We start from the raw sequence: 18290 nt of genomic DNA, 5'->3' as shown, positions 1-18290 counted from the left end.
AGCAGGCTCACTCCTACAATTTGCACATCACAAGGTTTTTAGATCCCCTGCGGAGTCTCTTCCCCGCCCAGCGCTTCCACCAGCGCCGGCAGGAAGTCACCAAAGGTCAGCATCATCAGGGTGAAGCTCGCGTCCAACTGGCCGAGGGCTTCGTCGCCACCGTCCTGTTCTGCCTGATCCTGCAGCAAGTCCTCGAACTTCAGGCGCTTGACGGTCATCTTGTCGTCGAGCATGAACGACAGTTTGTCCTGCCAGGCCAGCGACAACTGGGTGACCACTTTGCCGGTGCTCAGGTGCAGCTGGATCTCTTCGCTGGTCAGGTCCTGACGCTTGCACCGCACGATGCCACCGTCTTCGTGGGTGTCGCGCAGTTCGCACTCGTCCAGTACATAGAAGTCGTCGGCGGCTTTTTGCGTGGTGACCCAATCGGTCATTACGGCAGTCGGCGCCATTTTCACAGTCAACGGACGCACGGGCAGGGTGCCGATCACTTCCCGCAGGGTCGACAACAGGTCTTCGGCGCGTTTCGGGCTGGCCGAGTTGACCAGGATCAGCCCCTGTTTCGGCGCGATGGCAGCAAAGGTCGACGAGCGACGAATGAACGCGCGCGGCAGGAAGGCCTGGATGATTTCATCCTTGATCTGGTCGCGTTCCTTCTTATAGACCTTGCGCATCTGCTCGGCTTCGATCTCTTCGACCTTTTCCTTGACCGCGTCACGCACGACGCTGCCCGGCAGAATGCGTTCTTCCTTACGCGCGGCAATCAGCAGGAAGTCACCGCTGACATGCACCAGTGGCGCGTCTTCGCCTTTGCCGAACGGCGCGACGAAACCGTAGGTGGTCAACTCCTGGCTTGCACATGGACGCGCCAGTTTGGTGGCCAGTGCAGTTTCCAGCGCCTCGGCATCGACAGGCAGGTCTTGGGTCAGGCGATAGATAAGCAGGTTCTTGAACCACATGGGGTGAGTCTCTCCTTTATACAAAGGGGGGCATTATTGTCTTCGCCGTGGCATAGGCCAACCCTTCTCTAAGCCTTTGGAAGGCCTCGGAAAATTATTTAAAAAAGTGCTTGCCAGAGGTGGGGTCGCTCCGTAGAATGCGCGCCACACCGAAGCGAAGGGTGATTAGCTCAGCTGGGAGAGCGTCTGCCTTACAAGCAGAATGTCGGCGGTTCGATCCCGTCATCACCCACCATTCGTTTCAAGTGTTTAGCGCAGCGGTAGTTCAGTCGGTTAGAATACCGGCCTGTCACGCCGGGGGTCGCGGGTTCGAGTCCCGTCCGCTGCGCCATATTCGGTAACCTGGACCACTGAACGCCAGGTCACCACGGAAAAGCCCGCTGAAGCGGGCTTTTTTCTGCCCCAAGGTTGTACCCGCGGGATGCATGTTTTCACCAGTTTTCGGATTTATTTGAAAAAAACTTCAATTAAATCAACACATTACGAAAACTTGTGGCATAATGCGCCCCGTAACGAAGCGAAGGGTGATTAGCTCAGCTGGGAGAGCGTCTGCCTTACAAGCAGAATGTCGGCGGTTCGATCCCGTCATCACCCACCATTCGTTTCAAGCGTTTCGCGCAGCGGTAGTTCAGTCGGTTAGAATACCGGCCTGTCACGCCGGGGGTCGCGGGTTCGAGTCCCGTCCGCTGCGCCATATTCGGCATCTGGAACACTGAACGCCAGATACCACGGAAAGCCCGCCTAGTGCGGGCTTTTTGCTGTCTGGCGTTTGTGTTTTCTGCACTTTGCACGGCGCTCACTCGGCGTTGCGTTGATGACGATAGTCGCTGACGGCCTCGTACACCGCTTTGCGCAGGCGATTGATGCCACCGATCGGACGATGCGCTTCAATGCCGAACCACGGGTTGAACGACAGGTTGTCGCATTGCAGATTCAGCGCCGGGGTGTCGAAATCCTGTGGCGGCAGAGTAATCCGCGCCACGGTTTCAAAGGGCGAATCCTCTTCGCGCCATTCGATACTTGTGTCCTCGATCGGCATGAACTTATTGGCATCCTGACGCTGAATCTGCAAAACGAAGCAGGCCGGCACGCGGTCGGTCGACAATTGCTGAGTCAAAGCACTGCGCAGGAAATTCGGCAGATCATGGTTTTGCTTGGGCAATGTGTACGTCGTGCAGTTGTCCGGGTCCGGTACGACGCGAAACTTCGCGTTGGCCTCGCCAAATTTATACGGTGAAACCGAAAAGTACGTGGTCTCGGTCGGGCTGTCCGGGGGCGGGGTCAAGGTTGCCAGCGCTATGAACAAGTGGCGGACCTGCCAGGTGCGCGGATCCCAGGTCGGAAAGAACGCCATGGCTTTTTTGCCATCGGCCTGCGCCGCGACATTCTGCCGGTACTCGGCGACATCGCTGACAAAGAAATTCGGGTGGCTGAACATGACGAAATCCTGTTCAGGCGATGCCTGGCGCTTGCCGAGCAACTGTTTACCCGGAACATCGAGCAGTTTGATCGCCATGCCGCGGGCGTCACGCATGCTGTCGAACTGCGGATAGGCATTGCCGTTCGATAGCCGGATCAGCGCCTGCCAGGTTTTGCCCGGCTCATTGAACACGCCTTGACGCAGGGACTGCTCGAGATCCGCCAAGACCTGCACCTGCGCTTTGACACAGCCGTGAGCCTTGGCGTGGGCATCGCGCAGATAGCGCGTCGGTTCGCGATGCTGATCGACGATACGCACGGCGGTCTGGATCACGCTTTGCGTCAGCGCCGCTTCGCCGGGCGGAATCTGCTCGAGCGCCGACACCGGGCCGCGGTGCTGCCAGGCGAACCAGGCGCTGGCAATGGCCCAGCCGAGCAGGCCGACGGCGAGCACGATCAGCACAAGCTTGCCGAGCCATCGGCCAATACGCAGCCAGATCCGCGCCAACAGTGGCAGTTCTTTATTGAAGGTCGAGATCATGGCAGTTGCGCCTCCAGCGGGCCGCCGAGCACTTTCAGGTATTCGAGCAAGGCCCAGCGTTCTTCCGGCTGCAATAAGCGGCCAATCACGCCGTTGCCGCGTTCGCCGGCACGAAATTCATGACCGCTGTTGTGGTTGCCGCTGATGCGCGTGTCGAACAGGAAACCATTGGTGAACGCTTCGGTGCGGTAACCCAGATGGCGCGGATCGTATTCGAAGCTGCCCTTATAGAAGGTGCTGGCGCGTTCATCCTGCGGCGACAGCAACTGATAAAGGCTCGGCACCGAACCGTTGTGCAGAAACGGCGCAGTGGCCCAGACCCCGGCCAATGGCCGCGCCTTGTAGGCGACTTTTTCCCGTACACCGATCGGCAGGCCGAAACCGTCCAGTTGCGGTTTCTCCTGCGGCGTGACGTTGGCTTCACGGTAGGCGCGGTTCTCGACAAAAGCGGTGACGTACGCCAGGCCCTTGGCCACGGACAACTGACTGAGGTCCAGCGGTTCCTTGGGCGTCGGGTGCAGTTTGACGTCCATCGTTTCCAGCTCTTTCAGGTCCCATTGCAGCGCGCTCAGGTCGAAACGGTGGCTGGCAATGTTGTTGGCGGCGTTGGGATCGGTACCGATCACTGCGACCGGCAACATGTGCAGACTTTGCACCCAGCGCCCGCCTTCCTGAGTCTGCGGCGGCACATGGCAACCGGCGCAATTCTCGGTAAACAGTGCGCGGCCCTTCGCGGCCAGCGGCTTGTCGACGGCACCGAACAGCGCCTCTGGCCAGGCGGGCGGGCGGAGTCTTTGCAAGGTTTCTTCGATGGTGTGCAGGTCACGCACACGCACGCTGGAGGCGTAGCGAGCATCGCCTTGCAGCGGTTGGCCGTTGCTGTCGAAAAAATTCAGCGTGGCGCCGACGCCCAGCGCCTCGCCGATATTGCGCGCCATCGGCTGTTGCGCCGAGCCGTTCCACTGCACCCAGTCGAAGGTCCACATGTCCCACAGTTGCGGGTAATCCACCGGCGCATCGGCCACGCGATAGTTGCTCGCGGAAATCGCATCGCCGAACGTGGCGTTGGCGATCCGCCCGAACGCGTCGGTGCGACCGGGACCTTCTTCGGTTGGATAGAGGCCGCGATGGGTATCGTTCCAGGCCACCTTGAGGAAGGTGTCGAGCGAGGTTTTGAAGTCTTTGCGCAACTGTTGCTGGCGCGCCTCGTAGGCATCGCCCAATACGTTTCGGGCGAAACGTTCGAATTTCCACGGGTTGTAGTAAGTCGAGGTCAGACTGGCTACCAATGCCTGTCCGAAACTGCCACCGCGCAGCGTAGGAACGCTGGAGGGCAGCACGTGCTGTGCCGCGCCGCCGTCGATCCGCACCGCCTGGCCTTTGAAGCGCAGTTCGCCGGTGTGGCAGGCGGCGCAGGTAATGTCCAGATAATGCTCGCCACTGCCAGGATTCTGGTGCCGAGCAAAACCGACGGGCAGGTTGCCGGGATTGTTCGGCGTGGCTTTCTGCTGCGGGTCAATCAGGAAACCGAAGCGTGCGAGGTAGTCGGGCGAGGCGAAGCGCTGCTGCGAGAAGGGCAGTTCGAGTGCCTGGAACCATTCGTAGCGCAGGCCTTTGACCTGCGTGCCCTGTGGCGTGAAGTAATAGGTTTGCCGGTCCTGCTCGCTCCACTGATCAAGGTAATGCACTTGCTCGGCGGGCGTGTAGAAAGGCAATTTCGGATTGGCGATGTAATACAGCACCACGGCCAGAAAGAGGCCCAGCAGTACGACGATCAGCGTCAGCACACGGAAGAAGAGGCGCAAGATAAACGTCCTTGTCGAGTTGTTGCGCTGTTATGCCTGAGTAAGCCCCTATGCGGCAAGTGGCCATTACGCCAGATGTGGCGAAAAGGGCTGGCTGCGATTGTCGCAAGCAGATGACAGAAGCTTCATCGTTGCTGGCGGCCAATACCTTTGAGTCCCTGAACTTATCGCAAGTTTGCTGCTCTCATGCCGGTAGCCATTGGTCGTGGCGGCCTGATAAGCTCGCGGCTTTACTCGATTGCCCATTCGGCGCATGAACAAGGAAATAGCATGAAACAGCATCGGTTGGCGGCGGCGGTAGCCCTGGTTAGCCTGGTACTCGCGGGTTGTGACTCGCAGACCAGCGTAGAGCTGAAAACCCCGGCGCAGAAAGCTTCCTACGGCATCGGCCTGAACATGGGCAAAAGCCTGGCTCAGGAAGGCATGGATGACCTGGACTCCAAAGCGGTAGCCCAGGGCATCGAAGATGCCGTCGGCAAGAAAGAACAGAAGCTGAAAGATGAAGAGCTGGTCGAAGCCTTCGCCGCGCTGCAAAAGCGTGCCGAAGAGCGCATGGCCAAGATGAGCGAAGAGTCGGCAGCCGCCGGCAAGAAATTCCTCGAAGAAAACGGCAAGAAGGCCGGCGTGACCACTACCGCTTCGGGTCTGCAGTACGAAGTGGTGAAGAAAGCCGACGGCCCACAGCCCAAGCCGACTGACGTAGTGACCGTTCACTACACCGGCAAGCTGACCAACGGCACCGTGTTCGACAGCTCCGTGGAACGCGGCAGCCCGATCGATCTGCCGGTGAGCGGCGTGATCCCGGGTTGGGTCGAAGGTCTGCAACTGATGCACGTTGGCGAGAAGTACAAACTGTACATCCCTAGCGATCTGGCTTACGGCGCGCAATCGCCTAGCCCGGCAATCCCGGCCAACTCGGTTCTGGTCTTCGACCTCGAACTGCTGGCCATCAAGGATCCAGCCAAAGAAGCTGCCGCTGCCAAGTAATTGGTAAAAGCTTCAACAACAACGCCTCGCTTATGCGGGGCGTTGTTGCATCTGGACCTTGGCAAGGGTAAACAGAACGAACCGATGCCGCTTGGCACAGTCATAGCCATTGAGGCTGCCCGCGCTAGCCGGCCTGAGCAGCCAAGTCAATGAAATGTTGGGGTTTTTTATGTGAGTAAAAAACGCCCGATCTGAGCGCAGCCCTTATGAAACGGGGCTTTCAGCGCTGAAATGCAGCTCTGTTCACAAGGTTATCCACAATTTGTGTGGATAACATTTCAGTGGGAGGAATAGATGAAAGCTCCGTGGAATTTCGCTCGATTCCTGCCCTTGGCCGGCCGTCTGCTGGCCCGTGGTCGTTTGCCAACCTTGTTGTTCGCAGTCGCCAGCAAAGGCGCCGCACAAGGCAATCGCCTCGGTAGACTCAAAGACGATCTGCGCCTGCTTCAGGCCTTGTGCCTGGCCTACTGGCGCGGCGAGTACCGAGCCATCAGCGGCAAAGCGCTGATTTCGGTGGTGGCGGGTTTGATGTACTTCCTCAGCCCGGTGGATGCGGTGCCGGATTTCATCCCCATGTTCGGCATGCTCGACGACGTCGCCGTCCTTGCCTGGCTGATGAAAACCCTCAGCGGTGAGCTCGATGCCTTTCGCCAGTGGCGCAACCGCCAGGCGCCGGAAAAACTCGCCGTGGTCGAACGCTTGCCTGACACTCCTGAACAACTGCAACTGCAAAGGCCGAAAAAGCCCTGAATTGTGCAGCCCCGCCTTCAGATAAATCCCCCCCCGCGACCTTGGCCGCTGTTAGGATTACACTTCTAGGGAAAAGTGCCGACTCGCTAAGTGTTGTTGTCCTACGGGGTAGTCATGGATATTCAGATCATTGCACGCGATGGCGAACCCGAATACGCGGTTCTGCCGTGGGCTCAGTATCAGGCTCTACTGAAAGCAGCAGGCATCGATGAAACACCAAAGCGCGCGGCAGCCACGCCGCTCGCGGCCACGGCAGATCCGATTCTTCCGGGTCTGGATCAACTACGCAGTTTGCGCGAAGGGAAGGGCATCGCCATCGAGGCGCTGGCCCGCACGGTAGGCATCAGCCCGTCTTATCTGGCCATGATCGAAAGTGGCGAGCGTCAGCCCGACGCCGCGATTCGCCGCAGCCTGGCCTGGGAATTGACGGTGCCAGGGTGGAGGGGAGAATCGTGAGCGTACGCATCAGCCGACAACATTGGGACGGACTGCTGGGGGAACTGGATCAGGCGCGACGTCAGCGCCATCTGCTGACTTACCGGGCCTTACTTGAGCGTTTGCAACTGCCGACACCGGCCATGCAAACCCTGACTGCCGCGCTTGAGCATCTGGCGGCGCTGGACGCCAGGGCTGAACAACCACTGCGCAGTTCGCTGGTGATCAGCCAGGGCGCAAGCCGTTTGCCACGCACCGGTTTTTTTGAATGCGTTGAACGTCTCGGGCGCTTCTCCGGTCCGTCCGATGGCGTCGCCGCCGCCTCCTGGCATGCCTCGGAAGTGGTGCGTGTCTTTGAGTACGAGTACCCGGAATCGGCGGAGGCCTGAGTGTTTTTGCGCCTCAAGGCGCGGGCCGGTTACTGGCTGGCCCGCCGGCTGTTTCATTGGCCGTGGCTGGTGCGCCAACCACGCGGCTGGCATTGGCTTGAAGGCCAGTTTGCGCGCATGGCCAACCTTGGCGATGTCGGTGCGCAAAGCTTTTACGGGCACATCCTGACCTTTCGCGGCGTTGGCCTGGGCGCGCGCGAAGAGGGCGTGCGCTTGTTGCGTCTGGCAGCGCTCGGTGGTGACGGCAAAGCGGCTTATCAGCTCGGCGTGATCAGCCTCGCCGGCACACCGAGCAAGGCGCCGGACGCTGCCGAAGCTGCGCGCTGGTGGGGCATCGCGGCCAAGGCCGGGCACCCTTTGGCTGAGCTCAAATTGAAAGAACTGAGCCGCGGCGATTCAACGCAGTAAATCCAGTTATGTCGGTCCTATAAACATGGCGTGAGGTTTTCCTCAGGCCATGTTTGCGTTTTCGCGCACCTGTTTATCTGTAGGCAATTTATTACAGACAAGTCCTACAGGCATCGCCTACTTGCCTGACTTCTTTCCTGATTGATCCCACGCACAGTTCCCGCGCCTAACTTTTTGCGCGAGGGAACGCTCATGTTTGACCCGCTGAACCCATCCACTTCGCACCTGCGCGTGCGCTGATGGACGCCATCCACCGCATCGAGCAAGCACTCGACAGCTTTCCCGGCACCCTCAGTCTCTACCGCCAGCAACTTGAGCATTGGGCCAGTCGTAGCGCGGACTCTGTCAGCCATGCGGCGGACCTGCCCTCGCTGATGGGCATGGAGCGGGTCATTCGCTTCGGCGAACACAGTACCGCCGTCAGCAGCACCGATGACCAGTTTTTCTCGGGCGTCGTGCAGTGTCCGCAGGGCGGGTTGATGCAGATCGAGAGCAAGTTCGAGTCGGTCTACGACATTGCGCTCGGCAATATTCAAGTTGATGTAATTGCCATGGACGGTGGCAAAGCGACGCCCGTGACCCTTGACGCACAAGGCAAGGGTTCGTTCGAAGGCACGCCGGGCAAGTTCTACCGGGTGCAAGTGCACAGCGAGGTCACGCCGGCTCAGGTCGAAGATCTTTTCAAAGCCTATGACGGCTTGACCCGCGAACTGGACGGCTGGCTGCGCAGCGAATGGCAAGGCTTCAGGCCACAGTGGTCGCAGTCCGTGGCGACGGCAGCCGGCAACGGCCTGCTGGCCGGCAGTTGGGCGGCGATCGAGGGTGTCTGGGACAGCATCGGCCTGCTCTCTGACATCTTGCGGGACCCCGGCGCGTTTGTTGAGCGACTGGGCAGCGGCGCGACCGAGTTGATGGAACTGGCCACGACGGCACCTGAGCTGATGGAAAAGCTGCAGTTGCTGGTCAGTGACGAAGCGGCGCTGTGTTTGTTGCTGCGCACGGCCAGCCTTTGGCTGGAGATGTTGCCGCCCGGTGAGATCGCCAGCAAAACCGCCGAAGCCGCATCAATGATGATGGTGCAATTGCTCATCGATGTGCTGATTGGCGTGGTCCTTACGTTCGCCAGTGGGGGCGCGGGCATTGCCTATCTGACCCTGCGTCTGGCCGACCGCGCCGTGCAATTGCTCGCGGCGGTGAAGCGTCTGGTCCAGGCCATTTTCGGCATCGTCAGCACCTTCATTGGTTATGTCGACCGCTACAAGCGTGTCGCCGCTCGCGGTATCGCTGCCGGGGTGAAAAAAGGCCGGATGCAATTGCGCTGGGATGCCAAGCGCAACACTACGCTGAAGAAAGACGAACCTCACGACGACTCCCCCGACCAGGCGAAAAACCCCAACGGCGACAGCGCCGATTGCGTGCGGCTGACCTGCACCAATGGATGTCCGGTGTCGATGGTTACCGGCGAAGAGCTGCTGACCCTGACCGATGCGGTGCTGGATGGTGTGCTGCCGTTCGAGTTCAGGCGTTTGTATCGCTCAAGCGCGGTCGAGATCGACATTGGCCTGGGGTTTGGCTGGAGCCATTCGCTGGCGCATCGGCTGGAGTTTGAGGGTGAGTTTGTTGTCTGGGTTGACCATGAAAACCGGCGTACGCGGTTTCCGTTGCCCAGTGCGACCCGGCCGGCGATTCACAACAGTCTGTCGCGGGCGGCGATTTTTCTGGGCGATGAACCGGAAGAGCTGATTCTGGCGCTGGCCGGGGAAGCGGCGCGGTTTTATCACTTTCGTGCCGGGCGGCTGACCGCGATCAGCGATGTCTACGGCAATCGTCTGACCCTGCAACGTGACCGCTCCGACCGCATTCAGCGCCTAGACAACGGCGCCGGGCGTTCGCTGCTGTTGCGTTATGACCGGGCGCAACTGGTTAGCGTGGATTATCAGGTGTTTCGTGAGGGCGCCTGGCACATCGAACAAACGCTGGTCAGCTACCGCTTCGACGCTTATCAAAATCTGATCGAAGCCACCAACGCGGTCGGCGACAGCGAGCGTTACGACTACGACGACGCTCACGTCATCCTGCAGCGGCAACTGGCCGGTGGCGCGAGTTTTTTCTGGGAGTGGGAGCGCTCCGGCAAGGCTGCACGCTGCGTCCGCCACTGGGCCTCGTTCTCGCAAATGAACACCCGCTACGTCTGGGCCGACGACGGCAGCGTCGCGGTGCAATACGTCGACGGCACCGAAGAAACCTACGTCCACGACGAGCGCGCGCGGCTGGTGCGCAAGGTCGAGGCGGACGGCGGCGAACACCTCAAGGCCTATGACGCGGCCGGCCGGTTGATCGCCGAGCAGGACCCTCTCGGCGCCGTCACCGAATACCGCTACGACGAAGTCGGACGGCTGATCGCGCTGATTCCGCCGGACGACGCGCCAACGTCCTACGAGTATCGCAACGGTTTCCTCTACCGGCGCACCCGCGGCGATGCGGTGTGGATTTATCGGCGCAACGCCGAGGGCGACGTCACTGAAGCGGTCGATCCTGACGGTCAGGTCACTCATTACTACTACAACGTGCGCGGGCAACTGCTGTCGATCCGCTACCCGGACAGCAGCCGCCATAAGCTGGTGTGGAATCCGCTCGGCCAGTTGACCGAAGAAACCCTGCCCGATGGCGGTGTGCGACGTTTTTCCTACGACGCGTTAGGACGAAGGACGACCACCGCCGACGAACACGGCGCCGTCACCCGCCAGCAGTGGGACGCCGTTGGCCGACTGATCCAGACGACGTCTCCTACCGGCAATACCCGCGCCTACAGCTACCGCGCCTACGGCCAGGTCACCGCCGAGCGCGACGAGCTCGGACGCATTACCCGTTACGAGTACGACGATGACCTGCACCTGGTTTCACGGCGGATCAACCCCGACGGCACACAGGTGCAGTACCGCTATGACCATGCGCAACTGCTGCTCACCGAGATTGAAAACGAGTCGGGAGAAAAATACCGGCTGGACTACACGCCGACCGGATTGATCCGACAGGAAACCGGCTTCGACGGACGACGCACGGCGTATGCCTACGACCTGAACGGGCATCTGCTGGAGAAGACCGAGTTTGGCGATGACGGCTCGCAGCTGGTCACCACCTATAAGCGCGATGCGGCCGGACGCTTGCTGGTCAAGACCCTGCCCGATGGCATCAAGGTTGAATATGCCTACGACCGTCTCGGCCGTCTGATCGCCGTCGATGACGGTCACAACCACCCGCTGGCCTTCGAATACGACCGCCAGGATCGGCTGGTCACCGAGCATCAGGGCTGGGGCACCCTGCGTTACGCCTACGACGCCTGCGGCCAGCTCAAACGCCTGCGCCTGCCGGACAACAGCAAGCTCGATTACCACTACGCCAAGGGCGGCGCTCTGAGCGCGATCGACCTCAACGGCACACCGCTGACTCGCCACGTCTACCAGTTCGGCCGCGAAGTGCAGCGCCAGCAAGGCCTGCTGCTCAGCGAATATGCCTACGACGAACAGGGAAGATTACTGGCTCACGCCGTAGGCCATCAGCGCGATTCGCTCTACCGCCGCGATTATGCCTACAGCGCCAACGGCAACCTCGCGCACATCGCCGACAGCCGCCACGGCCAACGCACCTACGGCTACGACGCCCTCGACCGGCTGATTCGCGTCCGCCATTCGCGCGACGAACTGCCGGAATCCTTCGCCCACGACCCGGCCGGAAACCTGCTCATGCAGGACCGCCCCGGCCCGAGCCGCATTCAGGGCAATCGCCTGCTGATGCAAGGCGACCGGCATTACGACTACGACGCCTTCGGCAACCTGATCCGCGAACGCCGCGGCAAAGAACAGACACTCGTCACCGAATACCGCTACGACAGCCAGCACCGCCTGATCGGCCTGACCCGCCCCGATGGCCAAACCGCCACTTACCAATACGACGCCTTCGGCCGGCGCATCCGCAAAACCGTCGACGGCCAGACCACCGAATTTTTCTGGCAAGGCGAGCAGATCGTCGCCGAAAGCAGCGAAAACGAATACCGCAGCTACGTCTACGAACCCGGCACTTTCCGCCCGCTCGCGCTGCTCGACGGCAAAGGCCCGAAAAAAGCCTGCCCGTTCTACTACCAACTCGACCACCTCGGCACCCCGCAGGAACTCACCGACTACGGCGGCGACATCGTCTGGTCCGCGCAGTACGACGCCTACGGAAAAACCGCCGCACTGACCCTCGCCGGCGACGATTACCTGAACCAGCCGCTGCGTTTTCAGGGGCAGTACTTCGATGCCGAAAGCGGATTGCACTACAACCGGCACCGGTATTACGACCCGCGGCTGGGGCGCTATCTGACGCCCGATCCGGTGAAGCTGGCGGGTGGGTTGAATCAATACCAGTACGTGCCGAATCCGACGGGGTGGGTGGATCCGTTGGGGTTGAACTCCAACTGCCCGCCGCCGAAGAAGCCGGGTTGCGAAGTGCCGGGTGGGACTGGTGGCGCTAAGGTTGATGAGGGTGAGCCAGCGCTGCCGAAGATGACGGCGCAGGAGCGGAGGGCGAGGATTGATGAGTTGGCGGAGGCAAACGCTTATCGGCGTTTGGGTGAGATGGAGAGGTCAACACAAGGCGCTCACTTTGTAGAGAAGCACGGAGCTCAAACAACTCTACGATCTCAATTTGAACGAATTATGACAGGGAAAAATCCGACAACTGGGATAGTAGAGACCTACTACGGCGGACCAAACCATGGAGAACCTAAAATCCCTAGCGCGGCCACTCATTTTCTCAGCCATAGAGACCAGCTAAATGCTATCTACAGAGCCAAGCTGATACTCCGAAGGACCGATCTGCAAACGTCGAGAAGGCCGATGGATATGGGGAAGATCATTGGCGAAGGTTATACGAGGGACGGGGTTTATGGGCAGCAAAAGAAAGCTGTAGTTATTCTCAAAGCAAATGGCGACACCGTAACTTCGTACGCGGATTTTGATTGATGAAAAAAATATATGAGATTGTGGACATAAAAAATTTACTGTTTGTATTCGATATTGAAAATACTCACGACATAGAGCGAGAGCGATTGATAGCTGAAAAAGACGTCAATGATTCGCAGCAGTTGACGGAGTTATTCGATACTTTGTTAAAGCCTGAGTTTTATGAGTACACAGATACAGAGCAAGAATCTCTCATAGGAACAGTCGATCATTTTTTGATGACGAATGACAATTTTGACCTCGTATTCAATCGTATGACGACTTATTTCGGTCAAGAAGTTGCCGAAAGGCCGCGCTTTATGGGGGTTTTGTTAAGGTGTTTGACGAGATATCGAAATGAAAAAAAAGACCTCGGACAATGAAATTCCAGTCTGGCTTTTTGTGCTATTAGGGCGGCCTCTCTCGTGGTCTTAACTAACTAGTTGCGTCGTCCGGGGTGTGGGCGCTAAATCGCCGAGCACATGCACGCTATACCCCGGAACATTCTTCGCATGATGCTTCGCCTGCGAAGCCATCTCCGCCAGCTGGCTCGCATCCAGCTGCGCGCAGGCCTCGGGGTGTAGGTGCACCACGCCAATGGACAGCGACAACAACGCAAACTCCTGCCGCACACCCTGGCGATTCGGCGCGACGAAACACCCCGCCTCAAGATGCTCAGGCCGGTAGAACCGGCGGCACTGGCTCTGAAAATCATCAAGCAGTTGATTGAGGCGTTTGCGCCAGTCTTCCGGGCCGAGGACGAGGAGGAAGTCGTCGCCGCCGATGTGGCCGACGAAGTCGCGGGTGGGGTCGACGCGTTCGTTGAGGCATTGGGCGAGGCACAGCAGGACTTCGTCACCCCGGCCGTAACCGTAGATGTCGTTGAAGGGTTTGAAGCTGTCGATGTCGACGTAGCAGATAATCGACTCGCGGCCCTGCTGCAGCAAGCGGGTCAGGCATTGCTGGATCGGTACGTTGCCGGGCAGCAAGGTCAGCGGATTGGCGTAGCGGGCCTGCTGGATTTTCAGTTCGGTGATCAGTTTGAGCACGTCGATGACCCGGCCGAGGCCGAGGTAGCTGCCGTTGAGGGTGATGATGAAATCTTCTTCGATGCGCTGGCGGGCGCGGCTGGTGATCAGGCGGCTGACTTGTTGCAGCGACTGGCTCATTTCCACGGCGAGGAAGTCGTCGCTCATAAGCCGGCTGATCGGTTTGCGTGCGAACAGATCGGTGGCGAAGGGTTTGAGCAGGGCGTCGGACAGCGAATGACGATGGACAATGCCAGCCGGTTGGCCCTGTTCGTCGAGTACCGCCAGTGAGTTGAGGTTGGCCTGGCGGCGGAACGCTTCGAGTACGGTGGCGGTGGGTGTGTCGTGGTGCACCGCCGGTTGCTCGTTGAGCAGGGCGCTGAGGTCGCTGCCTTCGTCGTTCAGCGCTACGGCGCTGCTGTCGTGTTTCGGCATTAGCGCGCGCGGGTCGCGTGATGGGTGTTCCTGGGGGCGACCGAGCAAATAGCCTTGCACCAGATCGACGCCCATTTCAGTCAGCACGGCGAGTTCTTCTGGCAGTTCGATGCCTTCGGCGATCACTTGTGCGCGCGAGGCTTTGGCGATTTGCAGGATCGAGCCGACAAACTCGCGCTTCAACGCATCCTGATGAATGCCATCGATGAAATGCCGGTCGATCTTCACGTAATCCGGACGCAGTTCTGACCACAGGCGCAGGCTCGAATACCCGGCACCAAGGTCATCCAGCGCAATGGAAAAACCCATGGCCCGGTAATGATGCAGGGCGGTTTGCAGCAACTGGAAATCGTCGATGGGCGTCTGTTCGGTCAGTTCGATGACCACCTGACTGGGCGGAATGCCGAAGTCCTGCAGCAACTGCAAGGTTCGTCCCGGCTGATGCGCCGCTTCGAGGAGAGATTCCGGCGAGACGTTGAGAAACAGTTTGCCCGGAAGCTTCTGCTCGTTGAAACGCCGGCAGGCAGATTCTCGACAGGCAATCTCCAGCTCACTCAGACGGCCGGCCTGACGCGCCACGGCGAACAGGGCGATCGGTGAGTGCAGAGGGCTGTTGGACGGGCCGCGAGTCAGCGCTTCGTAACCGAGGATGCGTCGCTCGGAGAGGCTGATGATCGGCTGGAACAGGCTGTGCAAACCGCTTTGAGTCAGGATCGAGCTCAACGCGCTCAGCTGTTCGGTCGTGGTCATGGCAGTCTCTGGCGATAAAAAAAGGACCGGGAGCGTGAGCTCTCGGTCCTTTATTGCACGACAGAATGATGACTGTTTGATGACGATCCAGGGATCGTCAGCATTAATTTGCCATCACTTACTTCTTGGCCACCTGATTGCTCAGCTTCAGGTAATCGAGCAGTACGCGCCCGGTTTCGCTCAGGTAGGCATCGTCTTCCGGTTTGACTTTGTCCGGATCGGCTGCCGCCAGTGCGTCCTCGTCTTCTTTCTTCAGCTCTTTGAGCGGTTCTTCGCCTTTGGCCTTACGACGCAGGTTTTCCATCGTCAGCTGTTTGGCGTCGATGTCGGCGTGCTGGGCACGACGCTCGGCTTCGTTGAGGCTGACAGTTTTTTCTTCCATCAGCTTTTGGGCCAGTGCCAGCTTGTCGCGGATGAATACGAACTCGGCATCCTTGGCGGTGCGCGTGTCATGTTCGGACTTGAGCTGAGCCAGGTACGGCTTGAACGGATCGGCCGCTGGTTTGATCGCGGCGCGGATGGTGTCCCACGGCATGGCTTCCGGCAGGGCGCTCTCGCCGATTTCCTTGGTGTCGATCAGCGACGGATAGTCGATATCCGGCAGCACGCCCTGATGCTGGGTGCTCTGCCCGGAAACCCGGTAGAACTTGGCCAGGGTCAGTTTCAGTTCGCCATGGTTCAGCGGCTGAATGGTCTGCACCGTGCCTTTACCGAAGGTCTGGCCGCCGATGATTAGCGCACGGTGGTAGTCCTGCATGGCGCCGGCGAAGATCTCCGAAGCCGAGGCGGACAAGCGGTTGACCAGCAACGCCATCGGCCCTTTGTAGAACGCGCCCGGGTTTTCATCTTCCAGCACGTCGACGCGGCCATCGGCGTTACGCACAAGAACGGTCGGGCCCTTGTCGATGAACAGGCTGGTCAGCTCGGTGGCTTCCTGCAGGGAACCGCCGCCGTTGTTGCGCAGGTCGATGACCACGCCGTCGACTTTGTCCTTCTGCAGTTCGGTCAGCAGCTTCTTCACGTCGCGCGTGGTGCTCTTGTAATCCGGGTCACCGGCACGGAACGCCTTGAAGTCGAGGTAGAAGGCCGGAATTTCGATCACGCCGAGCTTGTAGTCCTTGCCGTCCTGTTTCAGGTTCAGCACCGACTTCTTCACGGCCTGGTCTTCGAGCTTCACCGCTTCACGGGTGATCGGCACGATCTTGGTGGTCTGGTCGTTGGGCGCATTGCTCGCCGGAATCACTTCAAGGCGCACCACGGTGCCTTTCGGCCCGCGGATCAGCTTGACCACTTCGTCCAGACGCCAGCCGACCACGTCGACCATCTCTTTATTGCCCTGGGCAACACCGATGATCTTGTCCGCCGGAGCCACTTGCTTGGTCTTGTCGGCCGGGCCTGCCGGCACCAGGCGCACGACTTTCACCTGATCGTTATCGCTCTGCAACACCGCACCGATGCCCTCGAGGGACAGGCTCATGTTGATGTCGAAGTTCTCCGCGTTATCCGGCGACAGATAGTTGGTGTGCGGATCGTAGGACATGGCGAAGGTATTGATGTACGCCTGGAAGATGTCTTCGGGACGGGTCTGGTCCAGGCGCGCCAACTGGTTCTTGTAGCGCTTGGTCAGGGTTTCCTGGATCTGCTTGGGCTCTTTGCCGGCGATCTTCATCCGCAGCACTTCGTCCTTGACGCGTTTGCGCCAGAGGTCGTCGAGTTCAGCGGTGGATTTGAGCCAAGGCGCGTCCTTGCGATCGATTAGCAAGGTCTCCCTGGTGGTGAAGTCCATCTTGTCGACGCCTTTGTTCAGCTCGGCAAGGGCGAAGTCCAGACGCGCCTTGACGCGGTCCAGATAGCGCTTGTAGATGGTGAACCCGGCGTTGAGGTCGCCGCTCTTGAGGAAGTCGTCGAACTGGGTCTTCCACTTGTCGAATTCAGCGATGTCGCTGGACATGAAATAGCTGCGCGACGGATCCAGCAGCTTGAGGTAGCTGTCGTAGATGATCACCGAGCGCGCATCGTCGAGCGGCGGCTTGCTGTAGTGGTGACGCTTGAGCAACTCGACGACGTTCAGGCTGGCGATGACTTCATCGCGATCAGGCTGCAACTTGTCCCAGCTGTTGGCTGCGAATGTAGTGCCCGACACCGGCAACAGACCGATACCGATGAAAAGAGCGAGGGCGGTGCTGGGGAGCAGATGCTTCATGCTGATTCGACGCGGGGACAATTGATAACGCATATTAGGCCGTCTTTGAAGTCGCCGGTTCTACGAGAGCCGGTCGCATAATGCAAAAAGCCCGGCGCTACAGCTTCGGGCTCAGTCCAGACTCACTATGGAGGCACTGTGAAGGCATTGCAAGGCGTTGACGGTCAAGTGGCATGGGTTGAAGAGCCGAGTCCTACGTGCGATGTAGGACAAGTCCGTATTCGGGTGGCGGCAGCCGGCCTCAATCGCGCCGATTTATTACAGAAAGCGGGCCTGTATCCGGCTCCGCCGGGTGCCAGCCAAGTGCTCGGTCTAGAGTGTTCCGGGGTCATCAGCGAGGTCGGCGCGGGCAGCGCGTGGCAGGTTGGCGATCGGGTGTGCGCCTTACTGGCCGGGGGCGGCATGGCTGAAGAGGTGGTTGTCGATGGGCGGCACGTGCTGCCGGTTCCCGAGGGTGTTTCGCTGATCGAGGCCGCCGCATTGCCTGAGGTTTATGCAACAGTCTGGCTGAATGTGTTTCAACTTGCGGCGCTCAAACCCGGTGAGAAAGTTCTCCTGCATGCCGGCGCCAGTGGAATCGGTTCAGCCGCCATTCAGCTGTGCAAGGCGTTTGGTAACCCGTGCTGGGTCAGCGTCGGTTCGGCCGAACGTCTGAAATACTGTGAGTCGTTGGGCGCGCAAGGCGGTGTGCTGCGCACTGACGATCTGCAAAGCCTGCGCGATTTCGGCCCGTTCGATGTGATCCTCGATCCGGTTGGCGGCGATTATTCGGCGCTGAATCTGCAACTGATGGCGCTGGAAGGGCGTTGGGTGCTGATCGGTCTGATGGGTGGCCGTGAGGCGAAACTGGATCTGGCGCAGGTGTTGGCCAAGCGCGTGCAACTGCTCGGTTCGACATTGCGCAGCCGCAGTGATCAGTTCAAGGCGGATTTGCTCAGTGATCTCGGTCAGCAAGTTTGGCCGTTGTTTGCTGAAGGGCGGTTGCGTCCGCAATTGGCCAAGGCGTTTGCGGTGAAGGATGCCGAGGCGGCGTTTGCCGAGTTGGCGAGCAATACGGTGGCGGGGAAAGTGGTGTTGGTGATTGATGAAAGCTTGAGCTGAAGTGTATTGCGGGCTTGCTGCGCGTTTGCTCCGTACAGCCTCGACCCGCCATATTTCACGGGCAAAGATGGCTTTTCATAAGCCGCGGTAAATCAAGC

General features: G+C 59.6%; 13 protein-coding genes and 4 tRNA genes. 12 read left to right on the top strand and 5 right to left on the bottom strand.

The annotated features are described in order from the left end of the window. Positions 1-38: 38 nt before the first annotated feature. Entirely contained in the window at positions 39-959 is a 921-nt protein-coding gene (gene rdgC / locus J3P75_RS19395) for a recombination-associated protein RdgC (protein WP_250604176.1), read from the bottom strand. Positions 960-1118: 159 nt separating this feature from the next. Between rdgC and J3P75_RS19390 the strand changes: the two genes are divergently transcribed. From J3P75_RS19390 to J3P75_RS19375, 4 genes are all read left to right on the top strand, one after another. Beyond that, positions 1119-1194: transfer RNA gene (locus J3P75_RS19390), tRNA-Val, on the top strand. 19 nt (positions 1195-1213) lie between these two features. Further along, positions 1214-1290 (top strand) — tRNA-Asp (locus J3P75_RS19385). Positions 1291-1481: 191 nt separating this feature from the next. Beyond that, positions 1482-1557: transfer RNA gene (locus J3P75_RS19380), tRNA-Val, on the top strand. Between the two features lie 19 nt (positions 1558-1576). After that, positions 1577-1653 (top strand) — tRNA-Asp (locus J3P75_RS19375). Between the two features lie 102 nt (positions 1654-1755). Here J3P75_RS19375 and J3P75_RS19370 read toward each other — a convergent pair. Next, complete coding sequence (locus tag J3P75_RS19370; RefSeq protein WP_434711344.1) at positions 1756-2889, bottom strand: catalase; 1134 nt, start codon at positions 2887-2889, stop codon at positions 1756-1758. A gap of 26 nt (positions 2890-2915) precedes the next feature. After that, complete coding sequence (locus J3P75_RS19365) at positions 2916-4724, bottom strand: di-heme-cytochrome C peroxidase (protein WP_434707847.1); 1809 nt, start codon at positions 4722-4724, stop codon at positions 2916-2918. A gap of 270 nt (positions 4725-4994) precedes the next feature. Here J3P75_RS19365 and J3P75_RS19360 point away from each other — a divergent pair, with 270 nt between their 5' ends. From J3P75_RS19360 to J3P75_RS19330, 7 genes are all read left to right on the top strand, one after another. Further along, positions 4995-5711, top strand: coding sequence for an FKBP-type peptidyl-prolyl cis-trans isomerase (locus J3P75_RS19360; RefSeq protein ID WP_007919751.1), 717 nt, complete (start codon positions 4995-4997; stop codon positions 5709-5711). Positions 5712-6005: 294 nt separating this feature from the next. Further along, positions 6006-6461 carry a YkvA family protein gene (locus J3P75_RS19355; protein ID WP_434707846.1) on the top strand — a complete coding sequence of 152 codons (456 nt, stop codon included), beginning with the start codon at positions 6006-6008 and terminating at the stop codon, positions 6459-6461. Between the two features lie 114 nt (positions 6462-6575). Further along, entirely contained in the window at positions 6576-6917 is a 342-nt protein-coding gene (locus J3P75_RS19350; RefSeq protein ID WP_434707845.1) for a helix-turn-helix domain-containing protein, read from the top strand. Further along, positions 6914-7285, top strand: a complete 372-nt coding sequence (locus J3P75_RS19345) for a hypothetical protein (RefSeq protein ID WP_007898892.1) — start codon at positions 6914-6916, stop codon at positions 7283-7285. Before J3P75_RS19350 ends, J3P75_RS19345 begins: the two co-directional genes overlap by 4 nt. After that, complete coding sequence (locus J3P75_RS19340; RefSeq protein ID WP_434707844.1) at positions 7286-7693, top strand: sel1 repeat family protein; 408 nt, start codon at positions 7286-7288, stop codon at positions 7691-7693. Positions 7694-7932: 239 nt separating this feature from the next. After that, on the top strand, positions 7933-12696 hold the full coding sequence (locus tag J3P75_RS19335; RefSeq protein WP_434707843.1) for an RHS repeat-associated core domain-containing protein: 4764 nt from the start codon (positions 7933-7935) through the stop codon (positions 12694-12696). Next, positions 12696-13058 carry a hypothetical protein gene (locus J3P75_RS19330; protein WP_434707842.1) on the top strand — a complete coding sequence of 121 codons (363 nt, stop codon included), beginning with the start codon at positions 12696-12698 and terminating at the stop codon, positions 13056-13058. The genes J3P75_RS19335 and J3P75_RS19330 overlap by 1 nt, the downstream gene beginning before the upstream one ends. Before the next feature lie 48 nt (positions 13059-13106). On the opposite strand, the gene J3P75_RS19325 is transcribed toward J3P75_RS19330, so the two are convergent. Together J3P75_RS19325 and J3P75_RS19320 are read right to left on the bottom strand one after the other, a co-directional pair. Beyond that, entirely contained in the window at positions 13107-14888 is a 1782-nt protein-coding gene (locus J3P75_RS19325; protein WP_434707841.1) for a bifunctional diguanylate cyclase/phosphodiesterase, read from the bottom strand. 118 nt (positions 14889-15006) lie between these two features. Continuing rightward, positions 15007-17091: a carboxy terminal-processing peptidase gene (locus J3P75_RS19320; RefSeq protein WP_167359888.1), complete on the bottom strand. Its 2085-nt coding sequence runs from the start codon at positions 17089-17091 to the stop codon at positions 15007-15009. Positions 17092-17229: 138 nt separating this feature from the next. Between J3P75_RS19320 and J3P75_RS19315 the strand changes: the two genes are divergently transcribed. Next, positions 17230-18192, top strand: a complete 963-nt coding sequence (locus J3P75_RS19315; RefSeq protein WP_434707840.1) for a zinc-binding dehydrogenase — start codon at positions 17230-17232, stop codon at positions 18190-18192. Positions 18193-18290: the final 98 nt, after the last annotated feature.

It is taken from the genome of Pseudomonas sp. R1-1 (assembly GCF_051132135.1).
Classification (GTDB): domain Bacteria; phylum Pseudomonadota; class Gammaproteobacteria; order Pseudomonadales; family Pseudomonadaceae; genus Aquipseudomonas.
The sequence above is the reverse complement of the archived record's forward strand: the minus strand, read 5'-3'. Positions and strand labels throughout refer to the sequence as shown.

Excerpts from the sequence above, each read along its gene's own strand:
- rdgC (WP_250604176.1), bottom strand. The coding sequence starts at position 959 with ATGTGGTTCAAGAACCTGCTTATCTATCGCCTGACCCAAGACCTGCCT.
- J3P75_RS19360 (WP_007919751.1), top strand. The coding sequence starts at position 4,995 with ATGAAACAGCATCGGTTGGCGGCGGCGGTAGCCCTGGTTAGCCTGGTA.
- J3P75_RS19355 (WP_434707846.1), top strand. The coding sequence starts at position 6,006 with ATGAAAGCTCCGTGGAATTTCGCTCGATTCCTGCCCTTGGCCGGCCGT.
- J3P75_RS19350 (WP_434707845.1), top strand. The coding sequence starts at position 6,576 with ATGGATATTCAGATCATTGCACGCGATGGCGAACCCGAATACGCGGTT.
- J3P75_RS19335 (WP_434707843.1), top strand. The coding sequence starts at position 7,933 with ATGGACGCCATCCACCGCATCGAGCAAGCACTCGACAGCTTTCCCGGC.
- J3P75_RS19330 (WP_434707842.1), top strand. The coding sequence starts at position 12,696 with ATGAAAAAAATATATGAGATTGTGGACATAAAAAATTTACTGTTTGTA.
- J3P75_RS19325 (WP_434707841.1), bottom strand. The coding sequence starts at position 14,888 with ATGACCACGACCGAACAGCTGAGCGCGTTGAGCTCGATCCTGACTCAA.
- J3P75_RS19320 (WP_167359888.1), bottom strand. The coding sequence starts at position 17,091 with ATGAAGCATCTGCTCCCCAGCACCGCCCTCGCTCTTTTCATCGGTATC.